The 20983-nt window shown below is 64.3% G+C and carries 20 protein-coding genes and 1 pseudogene; 9 read left to right on the top strand and 12 right to left on the bottom strand.

What is annotated here, in order from left to right:
- Nucleotides 1-34 precede the first annotated feature (34 nt).
- Nucleotides 35-1246, top strand: coding sequence for an ABC transporter substrate-binding protein (locus AAFG16_RS45395; RefSeq protein ID WP_342735721.1), 1212 nt, complete (start codon nucleotides 35-37; stop codon nucleotides 1244-1246).
- Nucleotides 1247-1463: 217 nt separating this feature from the next.
- Here AAFG16_RS45395 and AAFG16_RS45390 read toward each other — a convergent pair whose 3' ends face one another.
- Nucleotides 1464-2729: an NAD(P)/FAD-dependent oxidoreductase gene (locus AAFG16_RS45390; RefSeq protein WP_283082645.1), complete on the bottom strand. Its 1266-nt coding sequence runs from the start codon at nucleotides 2727-2729 to the stop codon at nucleotides 1464-1466.
- A 299-nt stretch (nucleotides 2730-3028) separates the two neighbouring features.
- Between AAFG16_RS45390 and AAFG16_RS45385 the strand changes: the two genes are divergently transcribed.
- Nucleotides 3029-4201, top strand: a complete 1173-nt coding sequence (locus AAFG16_RS45385; protein ID WP_342735719.1) for an ABC transporter substrate-binding protein — start codon at nucleotides 3029-3031, stop codon at nucleotides 4199-4201.
- A gap of 236 nt (nucleotides 4202-4437) precedes the next feature.
- Here AAFG16_RS45385 and AAFG16_RS45380 read toward each other — a convergent pair whose 3' ends face one another.
- From AAFG16_RS45380 to AAFG16_RS45335, 10 genes and pseudogenes are all read right to left on the bottom strand, one after another.
- A complete protein-coding gene (locus AAFG16_RS45380; RefSeq protein WP_342735717.1) occupies nucleotides 4438-6309 on the bottom strand; it encodes a TIM barrel protein in 1872 nt (623 codons plus the stop codon).
- 259 nt (nucleotides 6310-6568) lie between these two features.
- Nucleotides 6569-7351: pseudogene (locus tag AAFG16_RS45375) on the bottom strand (Gfo/Idh/MocA family oxidoreductase); the annotation flags it as partial.
- A gap of 8 nt (nucleotides 7352-7359) precedes the next feature.
- Nucleotides 7360-8097, bottom strand: coding sequence for an ABC transporter ATP-binding protein (locus AAFG16_RS45370; RefSeq protein ID WP_342735715.1), 738 nt, complete (start codon nucleotides 8095-8097; stop codon nucleotides 7360-7362).
- Between the two features lie 10 nt (nucleotides 8098-8107).
- Complete coding sequence (locus tag AAFG16_RS45365) at nucleotides 8108-8851, bottom strand: ABC transporter ATP-binding protein (RefSeq protein ID WP_283082640.1); 744 nt, start codon at nucleotides 8849-8851, stop codon at nucleotides 8108-8110.
- Nucleotides 8848-9846, bottom strand: coding sequence for a branched-chain amino acid ABC transporter permease (locus AAFG16_RS45360; RefSeq protein ID WP_342735711.1), 999 nt, complete (start codon nucleotides 9844-9846; stop codon nucleotides 8848-8850). Before AAFG16_RS45360 ends, AAFG16_RS45365 begins: the two co-directional genes overlap by 4 nt.
- On the bottom strand, nucleotides 9843-10718 hold the full coding sequence (locus tag AAFG16_RS45355) for a branched-chain amino acid ABC transporter permease (RefSeq protein WP_342735709.1): 876 nt from the start codon (nucleotides 10716-10718) through the stop codon (nucleotides 9843-9845). Before AAFG16_RS45355 ends, AAFG16_RS45360 begins: the two co-directional genes overlap by 4 nt.
- A 230-nt stretch (nucleotides 10719-10948) precedes the next feature.
- The gene (locus tag AAFG16_RS45350; RefSeq protein WP_342735707.1) at nucleotides 10949-12079 is read right to left on the bottom strand and encodes an ABC transporter substrate-binding protein; all 1131 of its coding nucleotides are present in this window, start codon (nucleotides 12077-12079) and stop codon (nucleotides 10949-10951) included.
- A 56-nt stretch (nucleotides 12080-12135) separates the two neighbouring features.
- Nucleotides 12136-13014, bottom strand: coding sequence for a shikimate dehydrogenase (locus AAFG16_RS45345; RefSeq protein WP_342735705.1), 879 nt, complete (start codon nucleotides 13012-13014; stop codon nucleotides 12136-12138).
- 144 nt (nucleotides 13015-13158) lie between these two features.
- Nucleotides 13159-14097: a LysR family transcriptional regulator gene (locus AAFG16_RS45340; RefSeq protein ID WP_283082635.1), complete on the bottom strand. Its 939-nt coding sequence runs from the start codon at nucleotides 14095-14097 to the stop codon at nucleotides 13159-13161.
- Nucleotides 14098-14527: 430 nt separating this feature from the next.
- A complete protein-coding gene (locus AAFG16_RS45335; RefSeq protein WP_035730623.1) occupies nucleotides 14528-14704 on the bottom strand; it encodes a hypothetical protein in 177 nt (58 codons plus the stop codon).
- 167 nt (nucleotides 14705-14871) lie between these two features.
- Between AAFG16_RS45335 and AAFG16_RS45330 the strand changes: the two genes are divergently transcribed.
- From AAFG16_RS45330 to AAFG16_RS45300, 7 genes are all read left to right on the top strand, one after another.
- Nucleotides 14872-15600, top strand: coding sequence for a LuxR family transcriptional regulator (locus AAFG16_RS45330; RefSeq protein WP_342735701.1), 729 nt, complete (start codon nucleotides 14872-14874; stop codon nucleotides 15598-15600).
- Between the two features lie 88 nt (nucleotides 15601-15688).
- Nucleotides 15689-16348 (top strand): acyl-homoserine-lactone synthase, encoded by a 660-nt coding sequence (locus AAFG16_RS45325; RefSeq protein WP_342735699.1) that lies wholly within the window; start codon nucleotides 15689-15691, stop codon nucleotides 16346-16348.
- 1 nt (nucleotide 16349) lies between these two features.
- Nucleotides 16350-16568, top strand: coding sequence for a hypothetical protein (locus tag AAFG16_RS45320; RefSeq protein ID WP_092212087.1), 219 nt, complete (start codon nucleotides 16350-16352; stop codon nucleotides 16566-16568).
- A 293-nt stretch (nucleotides 16569-16861) separates the two neighbouring features.
- Nucleotides 16862-17779 (top strand): branched-chain amino acid ABC transporter permease, encoded by a 918-nt coding sequence (locus AAFG16_RS45315; RefSeq protein ID WP_283082632.1) that lies wholly within the window; start codon nucleotides 16862-16864, stop codon nucleotides 17777-17779.
- Nucleotides 17776-18720: a branched-chain amino acid ABC transporter permease gene (locus tag AAFG16_RS45310; protein WP_283082631.1), complete on the top strand. Its 945-nt coding sequence runs from the start codon at nucleotides 17776-17778 to the stop codon at nucleotides 18718-18720. Before AAFG16_RS45315 ends, AAFG16_RS45310 begins: the two co-directional genes overlap by 4 nt.
- The gene (locus AAFG16_RS45305) at nucleotides 18713-19480 is read left to right on the top strand and encodes an ABC transporter ATP-binding protein (RefSeq protein ID WP_342735694.1); all 768 of its coding nucleotides are present in this window, start codon (nucleotides 18713-18715) and stop codon (nucleotides 19478-19480) included. Before AAFG16_RS45310 ends, AAFG16_RS45305 begins: the two co-directional genes overlap by 8 nt.
- Nucleotides 19473-20186: an ABC transporter ATP-binding protein gene (locus AAFG16_RS45300; protein ID WP_342735692.1), complete on the top strand. Its 714-nt coding sequence runs from the start codon at nucleotides 19473-19475 to the stop codon at nucleotides 20184-20186. Before AAFG16_RS45305 ends, AAFG16_RS45300 begins: the two co-directional genes overlap by 8 nt.
- 121 nt (nucleotides 20187-20307) lie before the next feature.
- On the opposite strand, the gene AAFG16_RS45295 is transcribed toward AAFG16_RS45300, so the two are convergent.
- On the bottom strand, nucleotides 20308-20646 hold the full coding sequence (locus AAFG16_RS45295; RefSeq protein WP_342735690.1) for a hypothetical protein: 339 nt from the start codon (nucleotides 20644-20646) through the stop codon (nucleotides 20308-20310).
- Between the last annotated feature and the right edge of the window lie 337 nt (nucleotides 20647-20983).

Below are 20983 nucleotides of genomic sequence, written 5' to 3'. Positions count from 1 at the left end.
AGCGGGCGGTGAAAACAATACAGGGGAGGGAATAATGAAAAATCTGAAGTGGACGCTTGCGTTGGCCGCGAGCCTGATGGGCGGAGCGGCGAGTGCCGAGATCTCGGACAATGTCGTGCGTGTCGGCGTGCTCAACGACATCTCCGGCATCTTCCAGGACACCAACGGCATGGGCTCGGTCGAGGCCGCGCGCATGGCGGCGGAGGATTTCAACGGCGGCGGTAAGGGCATCAAGGTCGAGATCGTCTATGCCGATCACCAGAACAAGGCCGACGTCGGCAACGCCATCGCGCGCAAATGGCTCGATGTCGAAGGCGTCGATGCCATCGTCGACGTGCCGAACTCGGCGGTCGGTCTCTCCATCAACACGCTGCTGCGCGACAGCCGCATGACCTTCCTGGCGTCCTCCACGGCAAGCTCGGATCTCACCGGCAAGGCCTGCTCGCCGAACACGATCCAGTGGGTCAACGACGCCTGGGCGACCGGCAACACCACCGCAGCCGCAATGATGTCGCGCGGCGGCAAGGACTGGTATTTCCTCACAGTCGACTACGCGCTCGGCAAGGGCATCGAGGCAGAAGCGCAAAAGTATATCGAGGGCCACGGCGGCAAGGTGCTCGGCTCGTCAAAGCATCCGCTCGGCACATCCGACTTCGCCTCCTTCCTGTTGCAGGCGCAGGGCTCGAAGGCGCAGGTGATCGGCCTTGCCAATGCCGGCGGCGACACCATCAACGCGGTGAAGCAGGCCGCCGAGTTCGGGATTCAGCAAAGCGGGCAGAAGCTCGTCGCCTTCCTGCTCTTCATCAACGACATCCACGGCATGGGCATCAAGGTCGCCCAAGGGCTCCAGCTCATGGAAGCTTTCTACTGGGACATGAACGAGGACACCCGCGCCTTCGCAAAACGCTTCGCCGCGCGGCCCGGCATGAACGGCAAGATGCCGAGCGGCAACCAGGCCGGCGTCTATGCCTCCACGCTTGCCTATCTCAACGCGGTCGCGGCGACCGGCAGCGACAACGCCAAGGACGTGGTGCCCGAGATGAAGAAGTTCAGAGGCAAGGACAAGCTGTTCGGCGATACCACGATCCGCCAGGACGGCCGCGTCGTGCATCCCATGTACCTGTTCGAGGTGAAGAAGCCGGAGGAATCGAAATATCCGTACGACTATTACAAGCTGGTCTCGACGATCCCCGCCGACCAGGCGTTCCGCCCACTGGCTGAGGGTGGGTGTGAGCTGGTGAAGTGAATGTAGCCAAGCGCGCAATTGCACCCTCTCCCCTTGTGGGAGAGGGTGGCTTCGCGAAGCGAAGCCGGGTGAGGGGTTCTCTCCTCACGGATGATCTCTCAAGTTGAGAGAACCCCTCATCCGGCGCCATAGCCGCAGCTTTGCTTCGGCGTCCTCTTAAGAACGGCCGCCGGAGGCGGCCTATGCCACCTTCTCCCACAAGGGGAGAAGGGAAGAGTCACCCCACCACCTTGCTAGACCCCTGCGTGATCAACCTCGCCGCGCGCTGGTCGCGCGCGTAGATCCATAGCCAGCTCAGGGCGACGCTGAGGCGGTGGCGCAGGCCGATCAGGAAGTAGATGTGGGCGATGCCCCAGATCCACCACGCGATGGTGCCACGCAGCTTGACCTTGCCGAAATCGATCACCGCGAGCCGCTTGCCGATCTGGGCGAGGCTGCCGGCGTGCTTGTAGCGGAACGGGCCGGGCTTCTCGCCGCGCAGCCGAGCCTTGATGGTCTCGGCGACGTGACGGCCCTGCTGCTTCGCTGCCGGCGCGATGCCGGGCACCGGCTTGCCCTCCCAGGCATTGATGCTGACGGTGTCGCCGATCGCAAAGATTTCGGGATGGCCGGGTATCGTCAGGTCGTCCTCGACCTGCACGCGTCCGGCGCGGTCGCTTGGTGCGCCCAGCCATTCGGCGGCAGGCGAAGCGCGCACGCCGGCGGCCCAGATCCTTGTTTTCGCATTCAATCGCTGCCCGCCGAACACGACACCGTCGCGGTCGATCTCGGTGACAGCCTGCCCGAGCACGACCTCGACGCCGATCTTTTCGAGCGAGGCTTGCGCATAGGCCGAGAGGTCGTCGGCAAAACCCGCCAGCACGCGCGGGCCGGCCTCGATCAGCACCACGCGCGCCTTGGTCGTGTCGATGTTGCGGAAATCGCCGGGCAAGGTGTGATGCGCCATCTCGGCGATGGTGCCGGCAAGCTCGACGCCGGTCGGGCCGGCGCCGACGATCACAAAGGTCAGCCGCGCCGCGCGCTTTGCCGGATCGGTCTCGCGCTCGGCGCGCTCGAACGCCACCAGGATGTGACGGCGCAGCGTGGTGCCGTCCTCCAGCGTCTTCAGGCCCGGCGCCCATGTCTCCCACTCGTCATGGCCGAAATAGGCGTGCCGAGCGCCGGTCGCGAGCACCAGCGTGTCGTAGGGCACCTCGCTGCCGTCGTCGATCAGCACGCAGCGCCTGCCCGCATCGACGCCGCTCACGGTCGCGAACAGCGTCGTCACCTCGGGCCGGTCACGCATCAGGTGCCGGATCGGCCACGCGATCTCGCTGGTCGCGAGCGAAGCGGTCGCGACCTGGTAGAGCAGCGGCTGGAACAGATGATGGTTGCGGCGGTCGATCAACGTGATCTCGACCGGCGCGCCCGCAAGCCGGTAGGTCGTCTCCAGTCCGCCGAAGCCGGCTCCGACGATGACGACGCGGTGGGGATTGGCGGCCATGATGCACCCTCGAATCTCGCTGCTGCTCTCCTTCATGTAAGTGCGCTTTCGCCGCCATAGTCCAATAGCCGTCATCAATCGCCGCATATGCCGGATGTATCGACCGGCCGCGAAAAACCGCCGCAGGCTCAACCGAAGTGAGTAGAATTATATTTCTTGCCATCCCCGATTAGGGCGAAATATGGTGCAGAGGCGGCCGCTGAGCCATTGGCGACGCGACGGATTTTGCGTTCAATAGCGACAGACCCGGGGCGGCGATCACCCTGTTTCCGGGATCAATAATAAGGAGGGGAGTGGTTATGAGGACGGCATTCTGGCTGGCGGGCGCAGCGGCGCTGGTGCTGGCGAGCCCGGCATTCGCCGGCGACACCATCAAGATCGGTTTCGTTTCGACCTTCAGCGGCCCGACCGCCGTGATCGGCAACGACATGCGCAACTCGTTCGAGCTCGCGCTCGATCACCTCGGGCGCAAGATGGACGGCAAGCCGGTCGAGGTGATCTACGAGGACGACGGCCAGAAGCCTGACGTCGGCAAGCAGAAGACCGAGAAGCTGGTGCAGTCCGACAAGGTCGATTTCATCGTCGGCTACATCTGGTCGAACGTGCTTTTGGCCTCGCTGAAGACCGCCGTCGATTCGCAGACCTTCCTGATCTCGGCCAACGCCGGCCCGTCGCAGCTCGCCGGCGAACTCTGCTCGCCTTACGTGTTCTCGACCTCCTGGCAGAACGACCAGACGCCGCAAGCGATGGGCGTCTACATGAACCAGAAGGGCGTCAAGAGCGTGTTCCTGATCGGGCCGAACTACGCGGCCGGCAAGGACATGCTCGCCGGCGTGAAGAGCACCTTCAAGGGCGAGATCAAGGGCGAGGAATACACGGTCTGGCCGAGCCAGCTCGATTTCTCCGCCGAGCTCTCCAAGGCGCGCGCTTCGGGCGCGGAGTCGATCTTCGTGTTCTATCCCGGCGCCGCCGGCGTGCAGTTTCTCAACCAATATGCGCAGGCCGGCCTGAAGAGCACGATGCCGCTCTATACCGCCTTTACTGTCGACGAGCTGTCGCTGCCGCTGCAGAAGGAGAACGCGCTCGGCGTTCCCGGCGCGCAGGAATGGGTCAACGACCTCCCCAACGAGCAGAACAAGCGCTTCGTCGCGGACTACCGCAAGAAGTACACGGGCCTCCGCCCGACTTATTACGGCGCCCAGGCCTATGATGCGGCGCAGCTCATCAACAGTGCGGTCGTCGCGGTGAAGGGCGACACCAGCAAGAAGGACGCGATGAAGGCCGAGATGGAGAAGGCCAACTTCAAGTCGCTGCGCGGCGCGTTCAAATACGGCAACAACCACATCCCGGTGCAGAGCTTCTACCTCCAGGACGTGGTGAAGGACGCCGACGGCCAGCTCGCGCTGAAAACCGTCGCCACCATCGTGGAGAACGACCAGGATCGTTTCCACGACAAGTGCAAGATGAAGTGAGCTGAAGCGAGCTGCACGCGACGTTGCACCTTCTCCCCTTGTGGGAGAAGGTGGCATAGGCGGCCTTCGGCCGCCGTTCTTAAGAACGCCGAAGCAAAGCTTCGGCTATGGCGCCGGATGAGGGGTCTTTCTCTCCGCGAAGCAATCTCTATCGAGTGCGCGGATAGATACCCCTCACCCGTCTCGCCGCTGTTGCGGCGAGACACCCTCTCCCACAAGGGGAGAGGGCAAGAGGCCTACACCCTCGGCATACTCGCGGGCCGCACCTCGCGCGCCTGTGCCGCCAGCCTGATGCCGGCATTGGCGGCGCCAAAGCCCTGATAATTCCTCCGCTCGACGATCTCGAAGAAGAACCGCTCATCAAAGATGTGCGTGTAGACCTGGAAGAACTCTCCGTCGCCCTCGCGGTCGTAGAGGATGTGATTGGCGCGCAGCTGCGCCATCAGCTCGGGCGCTAGGTCGTATTTGGCTTCGATGTCGTCGTAATAATTGTCGGGGATATCCAGGAAATCCGCGCCGCGCTTGCGCATCTCCGCGACCGTCGCGAAGATGTCGTTGCAGGAGAATGCGACGTGCTGCACGCCTGAGCCGAAGAATTCCGAGATGAAGCGCGCCGGCAGGGTGCGGTTGGCGGAGGAGCCATTGAGGACAAAGCGCAAGCTCTGGTCGGCGTTGATGATGGCCTGGCTCTGCACGAGGCCTCTGGGGTCGGCGATCTCCATCTGCGGCAGGCGCTCGAGGTCGAGGATGCCGGTGTAGAACAACAGCCAGGACAGCATCTCGTCATAGGGCATCGACTGCGCGATGTGGTCGACGGCGAGCAGGGCGTCCTTGTCGGCATTGCTCGCCACCGGCTCGAAATCCGTGTCCCAGTTCTTGCCGGCCTGGTCGAGGAAATACAGCAGGCTGCCGCCGACGCCGTGGATCGCGGGGATCTCCAATTCGCCGGGGCCGACCGGCTGGTAGAAGGTCCGCGCCTTCAATGTTTCGGCGCGTTGCATGGCAAGGCCGGCATTGTCGACATCGAGCGCGATGGCGCAGACGCCGGGGCCGTGCGTGACATAGTGCGAATGTGCAAAGCCGTCGGTCTCGCAATTGATGACGAGTTCGACCTTGCCCTGCGACCAGCGCTCCACCGCCTTGCTGCGATGCTTGCCGGATTTGCGGAAGCCGAGCTGCGAGAACAGGCGCGCGAGGTCTCCCGCTTTGGCTTCGTTGACGGCAAACTCGATGAACCCGGTGCCGCCGCTCTTGGCCTTCGGCGCCAGCGGCTCGCCGGCAAACTTCGGCCAATCCGGCGCGAGCTGGTCCTCCAGCAGGATCAGCGAACGCAGGCCGTCAACCGCGGTCTGCGCGGCCGACCCGGCGCGGAACTGGTCGTTGAAGATCTCCAGCGACAGCGGCCCAGCATAGCCGGTCGCCGCGATCGCCTTCATGAACTCACCGACCGGCAGGTCGCCCTGGCCAGGGAAGGAGCGGAAGTGCCGGCTCCACGACAGAATGTCGAGCTCGAGTTTTGGTGCGTCGGCGAGCTGCACCAGGAAGATCTTGTCGCCGGGGATCGAGGCCATCGCACGCGTGGGAAAGCCCGGCGCCAGTGCGTGAAAGCTGTCGAGGATGACGCCGATCGCGGGATGATCGGCGCGGCGCACGATCTCCCAGGCATCGCGGTAGTCGTTGACGTGGCGGCCCCAGGCCAGCGCCTCGTAGCCGACGCGCAAGCCGCGCTTGGCCGCGCGCTCGCCGAGCTCGCGAAAATCGTCCGCGGCGCGGTCGATGCCGCCGAGCGAGCTGGGCGAGACGTTGGAGCAGATCAGCAAGAGATCGGTGCCGAGCTCATGCATCAGATCGAACTTGCGCATCGCGCGGGCAAAATTGCGCGTACGCTGCGGCTCCGGCATGCCCTCGAAATCGCGGAACGGCTGGAATGCGCAGATTTTGAGATTGAGATCGCGGCAGAGCTTCGCAATGTCGCGCGGGCCGGCGCCGAACGACAGCAGGTCGTTCTCGAAGATCTCGACCTCGTCGAAGCCGGCCGACGCGATGGCGCGGAGCTTTTCGTCCAGGGCACCTGAGAGAGAGACGGTCGCGATCGAGCGCTTGTTCATGCTGCTTGCTCCATGATCCGCCTAGGAGAGATAGTCTGGCCCGTGCGCGCGGCCTCGCTGACGGCTTCGACGACGGCGAGCGTGCCATCGCGTCCTCGGCCGTGATCAGCGCCTGTTCGCGGCCGGCGATGACCGCGCAGAAATGCCGGAGCTGCTCGACCAGCGGATCGAACGCGGGCGGCGCAACGGTCTTACGCGACAGCGGCGCGTACCAGCCGCGCTGATGTGCGTATGACCACAGCTCCATATTCGGCACGGACAGCGAACCGCTGGTGCCGGAGAAGATGTAGCAGGGCTGGTCCTGCTTGGGGTATGCAGCGTTCTCGCCCGAGGAGAGCTCCCAGCTCCACGGCGCCGGCGTCGCATCCGACACGGTCACCGTTCCCAGCGCGCCGCTCGCAAAACGCAGCAGCAGCGCCGCGGTGTCCTCGACGGCGAAGCCGCGCATCTTGTTCGAGGTCAGCGCCTGCACCTCAGTGATCTCGCCGCAGATGAAGCGGAGGTTGTCGATATCATGGATGAGGTTGATCAGCAGCGGGCCGCCGCCCGCCTCGCGCCGCCACGCCACGTCGAAATAATCGTCAGGCTTTTTGAGCAGCCAGAGCCCGACCACGGCAGTGAGCTGGCCGAGCTTGCCGGTCGTCACGGCTTCGCGCGCGGCCTTGATGATGGGATTGTGCCGGCGGTGATGGCCGACCAGCATCGACACGCCGGTCCGCTTGATCGCCGCGCACAGCCGCTGCGCGGTGGCAACGGTCTCTGTCACCGGCTTTTCGATCAATGCAGGGACGCCGGCCTCGGCGCAGTCGATGGCCATCGGCAGGTGCAACGTGTTGGGCGAGGCGATGATCAGGCCGTCGGGCTTGACCTGCTCCAGCAGCGCGCGATGATCCGCATGCCAGGGCACGCCATGCGACCGCGCATAGTCCTTCGCGGCAGGCGAGGGGGCGGCAATCGCCGCGAGCGTGCAGTCCTTTGATGCCGCGATCAATTCGATGTGGCGGCGGCCGATCAGACCGGCGCCGGCGACCGCAATGCGCATTTGCGCGCTCATGCCGCACTCTCCTCCATGGCGCCGCCGAGAAAGAGCTGGCCGATGCGCGGATCGTTCAGGATGCGGTCGGCCTTGTCGACCATGCGGGTCTGGCCGAGCTCGAGCACGATGCCGATGTCGGAGATCTCGAGCGCCGAGCGCGCGTTCTGCTCGATCATCAGGATGGTGACGCCGCGGTCACGCAGGCCTTTGAGGATGTCGAAGGTCTGCTGCACCATCAGCGGCGACAGGCCGATCGAGGGTTCGTCGATCAGCACCAGCTTTGGATCGAGCAGCAGCGAGCGGGCGATCTCGAGCTGCTTCTGCTCGCCGCCGGAGAGCGTCGAGGCCTGTTGCGCCGACTTGCGGCGCAGCGCGGGAAACAGGTCGAGTGCGGCCTCGATCCGCATCGGCAGGTCGAGGCCCTTCCCGGCGGCGACGCCGCCGAGCTCGATGTTGTGGCGCACCGACAGCTCGGGAAAGATGTTGCGGCCCTGCGGCACATAGCAGATGCCGGCATTGAGCAGCGCGCGCTGGCTCAGATTGGTGACGTCGCGGCCGGCGAAGCTGATCTTGCCTTCGCGCAGCTTCAGAAGGCCGAAGATCGCCTTGAACACCGTCGACTTGCCGGCGCCGTTCGGGCCGATGATGGTGGTGATGGTCGCCTGCGGCACGGCGAAGCTCGTGCCGTTCAGGATGGTCATCTTGCCGTAGCCGCCGACGAGATTGTGAACCGAGAGGATCGGGTCGCTCATGGTCTGGTCCTCAATGTCCGAGATAGGCTTCGATCACGGCGGGATTTCTCCGCACCTCGTCGGGCCGTCCCATCGCCAGCACCTTGCCTTCCGCCATCACCATCACGCGCGAGCACAGCGACATCACGAACTCCATGTTGTGCTCGATCACGACGAAGGTCGCGTTCTTCTCGCGGTTGATCGCGACCAGGCGGTCCTTAAGGTCCGCCAGCATCGACGGGTTGACACCGCCTGCGGGCTCGTCGAGCAGCACGAGGCGGGGCCCGCCCATGAAAGCCATGGCGGCGTCGAGCAGCTTTTGCTGGCCATAGGAGAGGCCGCCTGCGGGCTCGTCGGCGAGATGGTCGAGCTTGAAGAAGCCGATCATCTGGTTGGCGGCGTCAGTCAGCCCGGCATCGGAGCGGCCGACCAGGCGCGAGGCCATGTTGCCCTGGTGCTCCTGCCCGGCGAGGATCAGGTTCTCGCGCACCGAAAGTTTTGGGAACACCTGCAAGAGCTGGAAGGTTCGGCTGACCCCTAACTTGTTGAGCTCGGAAGGACGGAGGCCCGTGACGGTCTTGCCGTCGAGCTTCACCTCGCCACCCGACGGCGTGAGCTGGCCGAGGATGCAGTTGAACAGCGTGGACTTGCCGCAGCCGTTCGGGCCGATCAGGCCGAGGATCTCGCCTTCGCGCACGTCGAAGGAGACGCCGTCGACGGCGCTGATGCCGCCAAAGTTCTTCTTGATGTCAGTGACTTCGAGGACCGCGCTCATTGCACCGTCTCCAGGCGCGATTTGGCGACGGCGCGCAGCGCGGAAGCCGCCTTGGTGCGCCGCGCGGCCATGTAGCGATCGAGGATTCCCAGAATGCCGGTCGGCGACCAGATCAGCAGCAGCATTACCGCGACCGCGTAGAGCATCAGATAGTAGCCTTCGGTGAAGCGCAGCCATTCCGGCAGCAGCACCGCGATCATCGCCCCTAGGAACGGGCCGAAATAGAAGCCGGCACCGCCGACGATCACCATCATCAACAGATCGAGCGAGAGCGACAGGTTGAAGGGAACAGGATCGATATATTGCGTCAGCGGTGCATAGAGCGCACCGGCGACGCCGCCTAGCGCCGAGCCGATCGCGAACGCCATCAGCGTGTAGCGCCGTGTGTCGATGCCGAGCGATTGCGCGCGCAAGGGATTCTCGCGCAGCGCCATGAAGGCGCGGCCCCAGGGCGAGCGGATTAGCCACCATACCGCCAGCGAGACGATCGCGAGCGAGCCGAGGCAGACATAGTAGAACGGCAGCGGCTTGTTGGTGGCAATGCCGAAGACATGCGGGCGCGGGATGTTGGAGATGCCGTAGATGCCGCCGGTGAGCCAGCTCTCGTTGCGGAACACGAGGAAAGCCAGCGTCGAGAAGGCCAGCGTGACGAAGGCGAGGTAGTGGTGCTGCACGCGCAGCGCGGGATAGCCGAGCACCCAGCCGACCGCGAAGCTCAAGGCAATCGCGACCAGGATCGCGGCCGGCAACGGCCAGCCGTGGGTCGTCATGATCGCCGCAGCATAGGCGCCGATGCCGACAAAGGCGCCCTGCGCGAGCGAGACCTGGCCAGCATAGCCGAGCGTGAGGTTGAGGCCCATCGCGGCGATGGTCATCACCGCCCACTGGCTCAGGATGAACAGGCCATAGCGGTTGAAGTTCATGGGGACGACGATGAGGCCGGCGATGACGATGAGGCCGAGCGCGATCTTCAGGGGCTTGGCGAAGCCGCTCATACCGTGCGCTCCTCGGCGCGGCCGAGCAGTCCTTGCGGCCGGAACAGGATGACGACGATCAGGAAGATCAGCGGCACCGCCGCGCGGTACTGCGTCGAGACATAGGATGCCGCGAGATTGTCGAGCACGCCGATCAAGAGGCCGCCGGCGATCGCGCCGCGGACCTGGTTGAAGCCGCCGACGATCGCGGCGATGAAGGCGGCCTGGCCCAGCACCTCGCCTGAGGAGAACTTTGCGAGATAAATCGGCGTGATCAGCAGCGAGGCCAGTGCAACCAGGCAGGCGTTGATCAGGAAGGTCAAGAGGATCATGCGCTCGACCGGGACGCCGATGATGCGCGCGACCGTCGGGTTCTGCGCCGCCGCCTGCATCTGGTGGCCGAGCGAGGTGCGGTTGAGCAGCGTCGTCAGACCGAGGACGGCAAGGATAGCGACGACGAGGACGCCGATGCTTTGCAGCGAGACGGCGTGACCGAGGATGGCGATGTCACCGGTCGGCACGATCGACGGGAAGGGCGAAGCCTCCGCGCTGAAGAACTGCTTGACGGCCTCCTTGATGCCGATGGCGAGCGCCATGGTCGCGATTGCGAGCGGCAACACGCCGTGACGCATCATGGGATCGACCAGCAGCATCTTGAAGGCAAGGCCCAGCAGGATCATCGACAGCAGGATGCCGAGGATGATGGCGAGCCAGAACGGTGCGCCGGCATGCATCGCCGCCAGCATCAGGAACGCCGGCAGCATCACGAACTCGCCTTGGGCGAAATTGATGGTCTGCGAGGTCTGCCACAGCAGCGTGAAGCCGACCGCAACCAGCGCGTAGATAGCGCCGGTGGCCAGTCCTGCGACCAGAAGATCGAATAGGTTGGACATCTTCCTCTCTCGTGTTCCTCGCCCTGTCTTCCCCTCTCCCCGTTCTCTTTCTTCTCCCTCTCCCCGTTCTTACGGGGAGAGGGTTGGGGTGAGGGGCTGTCTCAGCGAACTCGATTGTCACCGTAGCCGCGGAAGCAGCCCCTCACCCCGCCCTCTCCCCGCGAAGGGCGGGGAGAGGGAGACGAAAGATCTCTCCCCGCGAAAAGCGGGGCGAGGGAGGAAGAGAGACCTCACTTCACCTTCGGCAGCACCTGCTTCACGACCTGCTTGCCTTCGACCACCTCGACCAGAAAGCTCTGGCGATCGATGTCGCCGTTCGCATCGAAGGTGACGTCCATCAGGATGCCGGGCTCCTCGGAGGCCTTGATGGTCAGGCCATGCAGCGTGTCGGCGAACGCCTTGGAATCGACCTTGCCCATCTTCTCGGTGGCGGCCTTCACCATGTAGACGGCGAGATAGCCCTTCAGGCCGTTATGATCGGGCACGTAGTTGTACTTCTTCGAAAACTTTTCGCGGAATGCCTTGATCAGGTCGACCGGCGCGTCGGTGGTGAGGCCGACATGGCCGCGCGCGCCGTTGGCGGCATCGCCCGCGAGCTCGATCACCTTCTGGCCAATCAGCGTGGTCTCGCCCATGAGCGGCGCGGTGACGCCCTGGCGCTTCAGCTCCTTGAGGATGCGTGCGCTCTCTTCCTCGTTGAGATAGACGAAGACAGCGTCGGGATTGGCGGCCTTGATCTTGCCGACGTCGGCGGCGAAGTCGGCTTGGCCTGCTTCGGTCGAGAGGTCGGCGACCACCTTGGAGCCGAGCCGGTCGAGCTCCTTGACGACGACGTCGCGGCCGCCGCGGCCGAAATCATTGTTGACCCAGACCACCGCCACCGACTTCGCCTTCATCTCGTCGTGGATGTACTTTGCGACCTTCGGCATCGAGGATTGCTGGCCGAACGAGGTCCGGAACAGGAACTTGTTTCCAGCCTGCGTCAGCTCGGCGGCTTCGCCACCCATGATCTGCGCGATGCCGGCTTCGGCCGCGAGCGGCGCGGTGACCTTCACCGAGCCGGAATAGCCGGGCCCGAGCAGCACATAGGGCTCGGCATCGAGCGCCTTCTGCACCTGGGCGCGGGCAACGCCGGGGTTGGACTGCGAGTCGGCATGGCTGACCTCGAGCTTGCGGCCGAGCACGCCGCCCTTGGCGTTGATCTCCTCGATGGCGAGATCGATGCCGTTCTTCCAATTGGTGCCGACGGTGGCGCCGCCGCCCGACAGCTCGGCGACGTCGGCGAGCTTGATGGCCTGGGCGAGCGCGCCCGTCGTCGTGATTGCGGTGAGCAGCGCGCCCACCAGTAGCGTTGATCTCATCGTCCTCTCCTCCCGTAGTCAATGTTGCAAGCGGCCTTGTGTCCGGCCGCTTCGCTTCAAGCCGCCTGATACGCGGCGCTGCGCGCGGCCATCACGGCGTCAAAAGCCTCTCCCATGACTTCGGTCGATGGGGCAAGGCCTGTGAACAGTTCGAAGGCGTCGGCGGCCTGGTAGATCGCGAGCTCGCGCCCGGTCATGATCCGGGCACCCTTCTCTTGCGCTGCGGCAAGGAGCGGCGTGATCAGCGGCGAATAGACGGCGTCGGCTACCCACAGGTTTTTGCGCAGAAGCGCCGGCGCGACCGGGGTGTCCCGGTTCGGCAGCATGCCGACCGGCGTGCCGTTGATGAGGCCGGTTGCGCCGTCCAGCGCGTCCTCGACGCTGCCGGCCACCCGCGCGCCGCCATGCTTGGCCAGCAGCGCGGCGAGTTTCTCGGCCCGCGCCGGCTCGCTGTCGAAGATGCGCAGGTCAGCGACCTTCAGGCTTGCGAGCGCAAAGGCGATTGCCTTGCCGACGCCGCCGGTGCCGATGACGGCCACCGCATTTCCAGTGGGCGCCAGCAGCGGCTTGACGGCGCGCGCAAAGCCCGTGGTGTCGGTATTGTGGCCGATCAGGCGGCCATCCTTGACGACGACCGTATTGACGGCCGCCATGGTGGCCGCGGTCGTGGCCAGCTCGTCGAGCAGCGGGACCACCGCTTCCTTGTAGGGAAACGTGACGTTGACGCCGGCAAAGCCGAGCCGCCGCACGCCCTCGAGCATCATGCTGAGGCCGGTCGCATCGGCACCGGCAACCTCGATGAGCTGGTAATGACCTCGCAGGCCGAGCGCCTCGGCGGCGCGCTCATGCATGGCGGGGGATGCGGAATGCGCGATCGGCGCGCCGATCAGGCCGGTGAGGAGCTTCTTGCTGGCGGAATATCTGCGCTTCGACATGGTTCGCTACTGTCTCGTTGGGAGCGTTAGGTCCCCGGCCATTAGCGGTGAAACCCGCGCAATTCCAAGGGGCTTCCAGCCGCAACGATAGCCTTTCCTCCGCCTAACACAATTACCCTTTTATTGGGCAAACCTAACATAATGTTATTTCCTGCGCCCGCGCGCCGGAACGGCCTTGCCGTTGCCGCGCGACGGTTCGACGGCGCGCATTTCGGCGCGCAGGGACTCGATGAAATATTCGACATGCAGCGACAGCGGCGCGCCGCGCTTGACCGCGATATAGGTGTCGAACCGTGTCGGCTCGGTGATCTTCAACAGCTCGATGCCGGGATAGCCGCCATGGGCCACCGTGAACTGGTCGATGATGGCGATGCCGAGGCCCGCCTTCACCAGCGCACACACCGTGGTGCCGAAGCGCGCGCGGATGGTGATGTTGTAGTCGAGCCGGTGGCGCGCGAACATCTCCGCCATGATCCGGCCGTAAGGATCGTTGGGATCGATGCCGATCAGCGGGTAGCGGGTGATCTCGGCGGCGGAGACCTGCTTGCGGCCGGCCAGCTCGTGGCCGGGCGGCACGATGCAGTAGAGCTCGCCCGAGGCGAGCGGCATGAAGTCGAGCCCGGAATGCTCCAGACGGTAGCTCATCGCGACGCACTCGCCGCGCCCGAGCAGGAGATAGTCGATGGCTTCCTCGAGCTTGAGGATGTTGATGTCGATGCCGAGATCGGGATAGCGGCGCCGGACTCGCTCGATCGCGCGCGGCACCATCACCTGCGAGATGCTCGGCACCGAGCCGATGCGCAGCTCAGACAGTCCGCCACGGCCGATCTTGGAGATGATCTCGGAGAGATCGTCGACCTTCTTGTAGACGCCGTTGATCTGCTCGAAAATGTTCTCGGCTTCCGGCGTCGGGAAATAGCGCCCGTTCTGGCGCTGGAAGAAGCGGATGCCGAGCGAGCGCTCGGTGTATTTGACGAGCCGGCTGATCCCCGGCGCCGAGACGTTGAGCAGCTTGGCCGCGCCGCCGATGGTGCCCGTCACCATCACGGCACGGATCACTTCAACCTGGCGCAGCGTCATCATGGTCGTGGCATCCGAAGGATTGGCATCCGATAGAGATCGTGACGGCGATCATCTCACGAGAACCGTGATGTCAGCCAGCGGCAAGTGACCGGCGACGTGAGCGGATAGTGGCTTACTCTTGCCCTCTCCCCTTGTGGGAGAGGGTGGCTCGCCGCGTAGCGGCGAGACGGGTGAGGGGTCTCTGTCCGCGACTTCAAATGGGAATTGGATTCGCGGAGGGAGACCCCTCATCCGGCGCGATAGCCGAAGCTTTGCCTCGGCGTTCTTAAGAACGGCGGCCGTAGGCCGCCTATGCCACCTTCTCCCACAAGGGGAGAAGGGAAGCCCAACCTCGCGGTCAGAGTGTTTCGACTAAAATCTGCGCGTTCAAATGGAACGGTGGCGTCGTCGCGCGATCTGTTTCATCTGCGCCGCTTGCTGCAACAGCGTTCTAGCTCGCCGGGCCTTCGGGCGAGGCGGTGTCTGCCGGCTTGGTGCGCTCGCTTTGCAGCACCTCGCGCGCGAACTCGATGATCTTCTGCTTGTTTGCCGTTTCACGGACGGCGAAAAACACGCGGTTCAATTCCAGGCCGAGCACGCTGTTGAGGGCGATATCCTCGTCTTCCATCGTGGTTTTCCCGCTTCGGACGCTTGCAGGTGTATCTTGACGTCACTTCTTCCACAAGTAGATTAAATGTTCAGAGCGCGCGGGCACCGCAAAACTACGGGAGCGGCGAATTGAGGGAGCCCCCAAATACGTGCTATAGCGGACGTCGAGGCTCAGGAAACGCACCGATGTCCGCCGTAGATTATGGCCGGGAAGCGCTCGATTTCATCGAGGGTCTGGGAGCCCATACCAGGGTTCCGGACACCATGGACGCGCTTGCCACCGCGTTCAGCCGGTACGGTTTCGAGCACATCATCGTCACCGGTTTGCCGAATCCCGATCAGCGCTTCGCCCAGATGGTGCTTGCCAAGCGCTGGCCGGCGGAGTGGTTCAGCCTCTACACCGAAAAAAGCTACGACCGCGTCGATCCCGTGATCCGCAAGTGCCGGCAGACGGTGAATCCCTTCGAATGGTCGGAAGCTCCCTATGATGCGGAGTTCGAGCCAGGCGCTGCGGAAGTGATGCGTCGGGCTGCCGACTTCCGCATGTCGCGGGGGTTCGTGGTGCCGATCCATGGCTTGACCGGTTATGAAGCGGGCGTCTCACTCGGCGGTGTCCACCTCGATCTCAACGCTCGCAGCAAGCCGGCGCTGCACCTGATCGCGATGTACGGCTTCGACCACATCCGCCGCCTGCTCGCGCCGGCGCCGCATCCGTCGGCGCGCCTCACCCCACGCGAGCGCGAGGTGCTCGCCTGGGCCTCGCAGGGCAAGTCGGCCTGGGAAATCGGCGAGATCCTGCACATCACGCAGCGCACCGCCGAAGAGCATCTTGCAACTGCTGCGCGCAAGCTCGGTGCCGTCAACCGCACGCACGCGGTTGCGCTCGCGATCCGGCAAAGAATCATCACGCCCTGAAATCGGCGCGTACTGGGAAATTTCCCAATAGTCGCTCCCGGCGTTTTCCATGAGGATTCCCCCATTCTTTCAAGCCATGGGGGAGTCCATGATTCATGTAATCTCTGCCGTAAACCGGCACCTTTACGAGGATGTCCTCGAACAGCATTTCAGGCTCCGTCACGAGATTTTTGTCGAGGAGCGGAAATGGGAGGCGCTGCGCAAGCCCGACGGCCGCGAGATCGACGCCTACGACAATGACGATTCGATCTACCTGCTGTCGCTCGAGAACCGTCGCGTGCTCGGCGGCTATCGCCTGTACCCCACTACCAAGCCGACCATGATGAGCGAGGTCTTCCCGCATCTGGCCGCGGTGCGGGGATGCCCCGCGGACCCGCTGGTATGGGAGTGGTCGCGCTTCTTCGTGGCGCGCGAGCGCCGCGACGGCGCGCTCAATCTGCAATTGATGGCGGCGGCGCAGGAGTTCTGTCTCGATCAGGGGATCGAGCGGCTCTGTCTCGTCATGGAGACCTGGTGGCTGCCGCGCTTCCACGACATCGGCTTCGTCGTCACCCCGCTGGGATTGCCGGCGCTGATCGAGGATTCCTGGACCATGGCGGCGACCATCGAGGTTCGTCAGGAATCGCTCGATGTCGTGCGCGAGCGGATCGGGATGAAGAATGTCGTGCGCCAGGACGGTCCGCGGATCGACTGCATCGCCCGTGCCAACCTTTGCGGCCTCGCTGCCGCGCAACGAAAGAGCGCCTGAGATGTCGAACATGATGCGGGACAGCCAGATCATGGCGCAGACCAAGGACGAGAATCTCGGCTACATGTCGGACATGGCGCTCGAGCTGGCGCAGATGGCGGACGATTCCGGATTGGCGACGCTCGCCTATCTGTTCCGGATGGCGGCGCTGGAGGCTTCGACGGCCAACAGCGTGCTCGCCGAACCGGATGATCTTCCCCAGCAGATGACGTCGCACTAGGCGCATCGCCTTACATTCCGACGAAGCACACGCCCTCTCCCGGCAACGGGGGAGGGCGATCGTTTGGGTGCGGCAGGTTGACCCATGCTGTGCGGCAGCCTTCTTGCAAGGCAGCATTCGATCGCATGCATCGGCATGCAACAAAGTGCATGTTGGGTGTCGAATCGCTCTTGCCTCGGAACGATACTGCCATTACCCATTTTTCCGCCTTGAAGAGGCAGGGGGAGCTCTTTCACTGATGGCGACTGTGTTCGAACATCGGCGCGATATCGCGTGCGCTTGAAAGAGTCTTGATGCTGCTCGTCGTCGAACAGTTCTTGAACGGATTGCAGTTCGGCCTGCTGCTGTTCCTGCTCGCCGCCGGCCTGACGCTGGTGTTCGGGATCATGGATCTCGTCAACCTTGCGCACGGCTCGCTCTACATGATGGGCGCCTATTTCGCCGCGACATTCGCGGCGTGGACCGGCAGCTTCCTGCTCGGCGCGCTGATGGCGCTCGGGGCGACGCTGGTGCTCGGCATCGTGCTGGAGGTGACGGCGCTGCGGCATCTCTACGGGCGAGATCATCTCGACCACGTGCTCGCGACCTTCGGCCTGATCCTGTTCTTCAATGAAGCGGTGCGGCTGATCTGGGGACCGGCGGGCCTCGCGCTGCCGCTGCCGGCCTGGCTCACCGTGCCGGTGCCGATCCTGCCCGGCATTCATTATCCTGCCTATCGTCTCGCCATCATCATCGTGGCGCTGCTGGTGGCGCTGCTGCTCTATCTCGGCGTGATGCGCACGCGCATCGGCATGCTGATCCGCGCCGGTGCCTCCAACCGCGAAATGATCGGCGCGCTCGGCATCAACATCAAGCTGCTCTACACGCTGGTGTTCGGCTTAGGTGCCGCGCTCGCCGGTCTTGCCGGCCTGATGCAGGCGCCGATCCTCACCGTGCAGATCGGCATGGGCGAGAACATTTTGATCCTCGCCTTCGTCATCATCGTGATCGGCGGCATCGGCTCGATCCGCGGTGCGTTTCTCGCCGCGATCTTCGTCGGCATGATCGACACGCTCGGCCGCGCCTTCCTGCCCAATTTGCTCCGGCAGGTGCTGAGCGGCGCCGCCGCCTCCACGGCCGCACCCGCGCTGTCGTCCATGCTGATCTATCTCTTGATGGCGATCGTGCTGGTGGTGCGGCCGGAGGGGCTGTTCCCGGCCAACCGTCGATGAAGGCTTTCACTGTGAGCAAGGCCGTCACGGCCCTGATGCTGGCAGGCCTCGTGCTGCTGCCGCTCTATTCGTATCTGTCCGGCAACATCTTCATCCTGACGCTGTTCACCCGCATCGTCATCCTGGCGCTGGCGGCCGCGAGCCTCAACCTCATCATGGGCTTTGGCGGCATGATGAGCTTTGGCCATGCCGCCTATCTCGGCATTGGCGGCTACGCCGTCGGGATGCTCGCGCAGGAAGGCGTGGGCTCCGGCTTCATCCAGTTTCCCGTCGCGCTGGCCGCGTCTGCGATCTACGCGCTCGTGATCGGCGCGCTCTCTTTGCGCACGCGCGGCGTCTATTTCATCATGATCACGCTCGCCTTCGCGCAGATGGCCTATTACGTCGCCTCGGGCCTCGCCCGCTACGGCGGCGATGACGGCCTCACCGTCTACAAGCGCAGCGACTTCTCCGGGCTGATCAACCTGTCGGACCGCACGCAGTTCTATTATCTCTGCCTCGCCTGCCTGTTCGCGGTGATCTTCCTGATCTGGCGTATCGTCAATTCGCGCTTCGGCCTCGTCGTGCAGGGCCTGCGCTCCAACGAGCAGCGCATGCAGGCGATCGGCTTTCCCGCCAAACGCTACCAGCTGGTCTGCTTCGTCATCTCAGGCACGATGTGCGGCCTGGCCGGCGCGCTGCTCGCCAACAACACCGATTTCGTCAGCCCGGCCGTGATGTACTGGACCCGCTCCGGCGACCTCATGGTGATGGTGATCCTAGGGGGCATGGGCACGCTGTTCGGCCCTGTCATGGGCGCGGTGGTGTTTTTGCTGCTGGAAGAATTCCTGTCGCAGATCACCGAATATTGGGCGCTGATCATGGGGCCGCTGCTGCTGCTGATCGTGCTGTTCGGCCGCGGCGGCATCATGGGCATGCTGGGGAGGGCTGGCCGTGGCTGAACCCCTGCTCCGCGTCGAGAAGCTGGTGCGCCGCTTCGGCGGCATCACTGCCACGGACAACGTCTCGCTCGACGTTTCGGCCGGCGAGCTGCACGCCATCATCGGCCCGAACGGCGCCGGCAAGACCACGCTGATCAGCCAGCTCACCGGCCATCTCGAGCCGCATTCCGGCAGCGTCTCGCTGGCGGGGCGCGATATCACATATCTGCCGGCCTATCGCCGCTGCGCGCTGGGCCTCGCACGCTCGTTTCAGATCACCTCGCTGCTGCTCGACGTCACCGCCGCCGACAATGTCGCCCTGGCGGCGCAGGCGCATGCCGGCACCTCGTTTCGCTTCTTCGCCAATGCGCGCAAGGAGAGGGGCTTGCGCGATGCCGCGCATGCGGCACTCGATCGCGTCGGGCTCGGCCATCGCGCCGATGTCGTGGTGAACAGGCTCAGCCATGGCGAGCGCCGCGAGCTCGAGCTTGCCGTCGCGCTCGCCAGCAAGCCGAAGCTGTTGCTGCTGGATGAGCCGATGGCAGGCCTTGGCGCCACCGAATCCCAGCGCATGGTGAAGCTCCTTCAGGAGTTGCGCAAAGAGGTGTCGATCGTGCTGGTCGAGCACGACATGCCGGCGGTGTTCGCGCTGGCCGACCGCATCTCGGTGCTGGTCTATGGTCGCGTCATTGCTTCCGGCGATCCGGCCGCGATCCGCGCCAATGACGAGGTCAAGCGCGCCTATCTCGGCGACCAGCATGTGGTGACGCACCATGGCTGACACCTTGCTCGACGTCGACGGCATCGAGACCTGCTACGGCCTTTCGCAGGTGCTGTTCGGCCTGTCGCTGTCGGTCAAATCAGGCGAGATGGTCTCGCTGATGGGTCGCAACGGCATGGGCAAGACCACCACCATCCGTTCCATCATGGGCCTGACGCCCGCGCGCGCTGGCGCGATCCGATTTGCAGGCGCCGAAGTGCGGCAGCTTCCGTCGTATCGGATCGCAAAACTCGGCGTCGGCCTCGTCCCGGAAGGACGCCAGATCTTCCCGAACCTCACCGTGCGCGAAAACCTGGTCGCCGCCGCCGCCGACCGCTTCGATAGCGCCAATCCCTGGACGTTGGCCGCGATCTACGTGATGTTCCCGCGCCTTGCCGAGCGCGCCGCCAACATGGGCAACCAGCTCTCCGGCGGCGAGCAGCAGATGCTCGCGATCGGCCGCGCGCTGATGACCAATCCCAAGCTGCTGATCCTCGATGAAGCGACCGAAGGCCTCGCGCCGCTGATCCGCGAAGAGATCTGGAACTGCCTGTCGCTGCTCAAGAGCCGCGGCCAGTCGATCCTGGTCGTCGACAAGAATGTCGACCACCTCGCCCGCATCTGCGACCGCCACTACATCATCGAGCGCGGCAAGACGGTGTGGAGCGGCACGTCAAACGAGCTGATGGCCGAGCCGGATCTGCAGCATAAGTATTTGGGGATTTAGCCTTCGCTCTCTCGCCGTCATTGCGAGGAGCGCAGCGACGAAGCAATCCAGACTGCTTTCATGGAAAAAGTCTGGATTGCTTCGCTTCGCTCGCAATGTCGGAGGAAAGAGCTTCGCTCCCCTACCAGTAAATCCCGTGCCGATGCAGTTCGCGGATCACGCGCGCCTCGGTGGACGGTTCGCGGTGCTTTGGCTTGGGCGTCGCCGCAACCGGCTGAGCGGCCGGCGTCGTCGTGGTCTGCGTTGGTGTGGCTGGCGGAGTTGAAGCGGGTGTGGTGGTCGCCGTCTGAACATTTGCCGGCGGCGTTGCCGTCGGAGCCTGCGGCGCCGTTGCCGCGGCCGTCTGGTCTGTGGTCTGGCTCGCATTGGTCGCCGTGAGACTGAGGCTGCGCGAACCACCGGCATAGGCTTGCGTTGCAAGGAGCGACATCGCCGCGACTATCAGGATGAGCTTACGCATGGAAGCCCCCGTTATCTGGTCAGTCTGTCTTACCTAGGCTCAATCCGCCAATCGCTAACGCGCGAGACGGTGTACGCCGATCTCGATCAGAGTTGTGCGGCAAGACAGGCGATAAATCAGGCTGAACAATTGACCGAACATGATCGAACTCCAGTGTTGATCATGGAGGCCAACAATATCCCCCTTGTCTTTCCGGCCGTTTTCGCGCCTTGAGGAAAATGGCTTCATCCGCGACCGGCGTGATGTCGTGGGAACAAACTTGACGAAGTCGCCTCACAGGCGTGTGAGGCGCGAGCCGCCAAGCCCAAAAAACCCCGCCCCGGTTGACCTCGGAATA

Origin of the sequence: Bradyrhizobium sp. B117, assembly GCF_038969555.1 — a bacterium.
In the GTDB taxonomy this organism is placed as follows: Bacteria; Pseudomonadota; Alphaproteobacteria; order Rhizobiales; family Xanthobacteraceae; genus Bradyrhizobium.
Note: the sequence above shows the minus strand (reverse complement) of the source record. Positions and strands in the feature narration are given on the sequence as shown.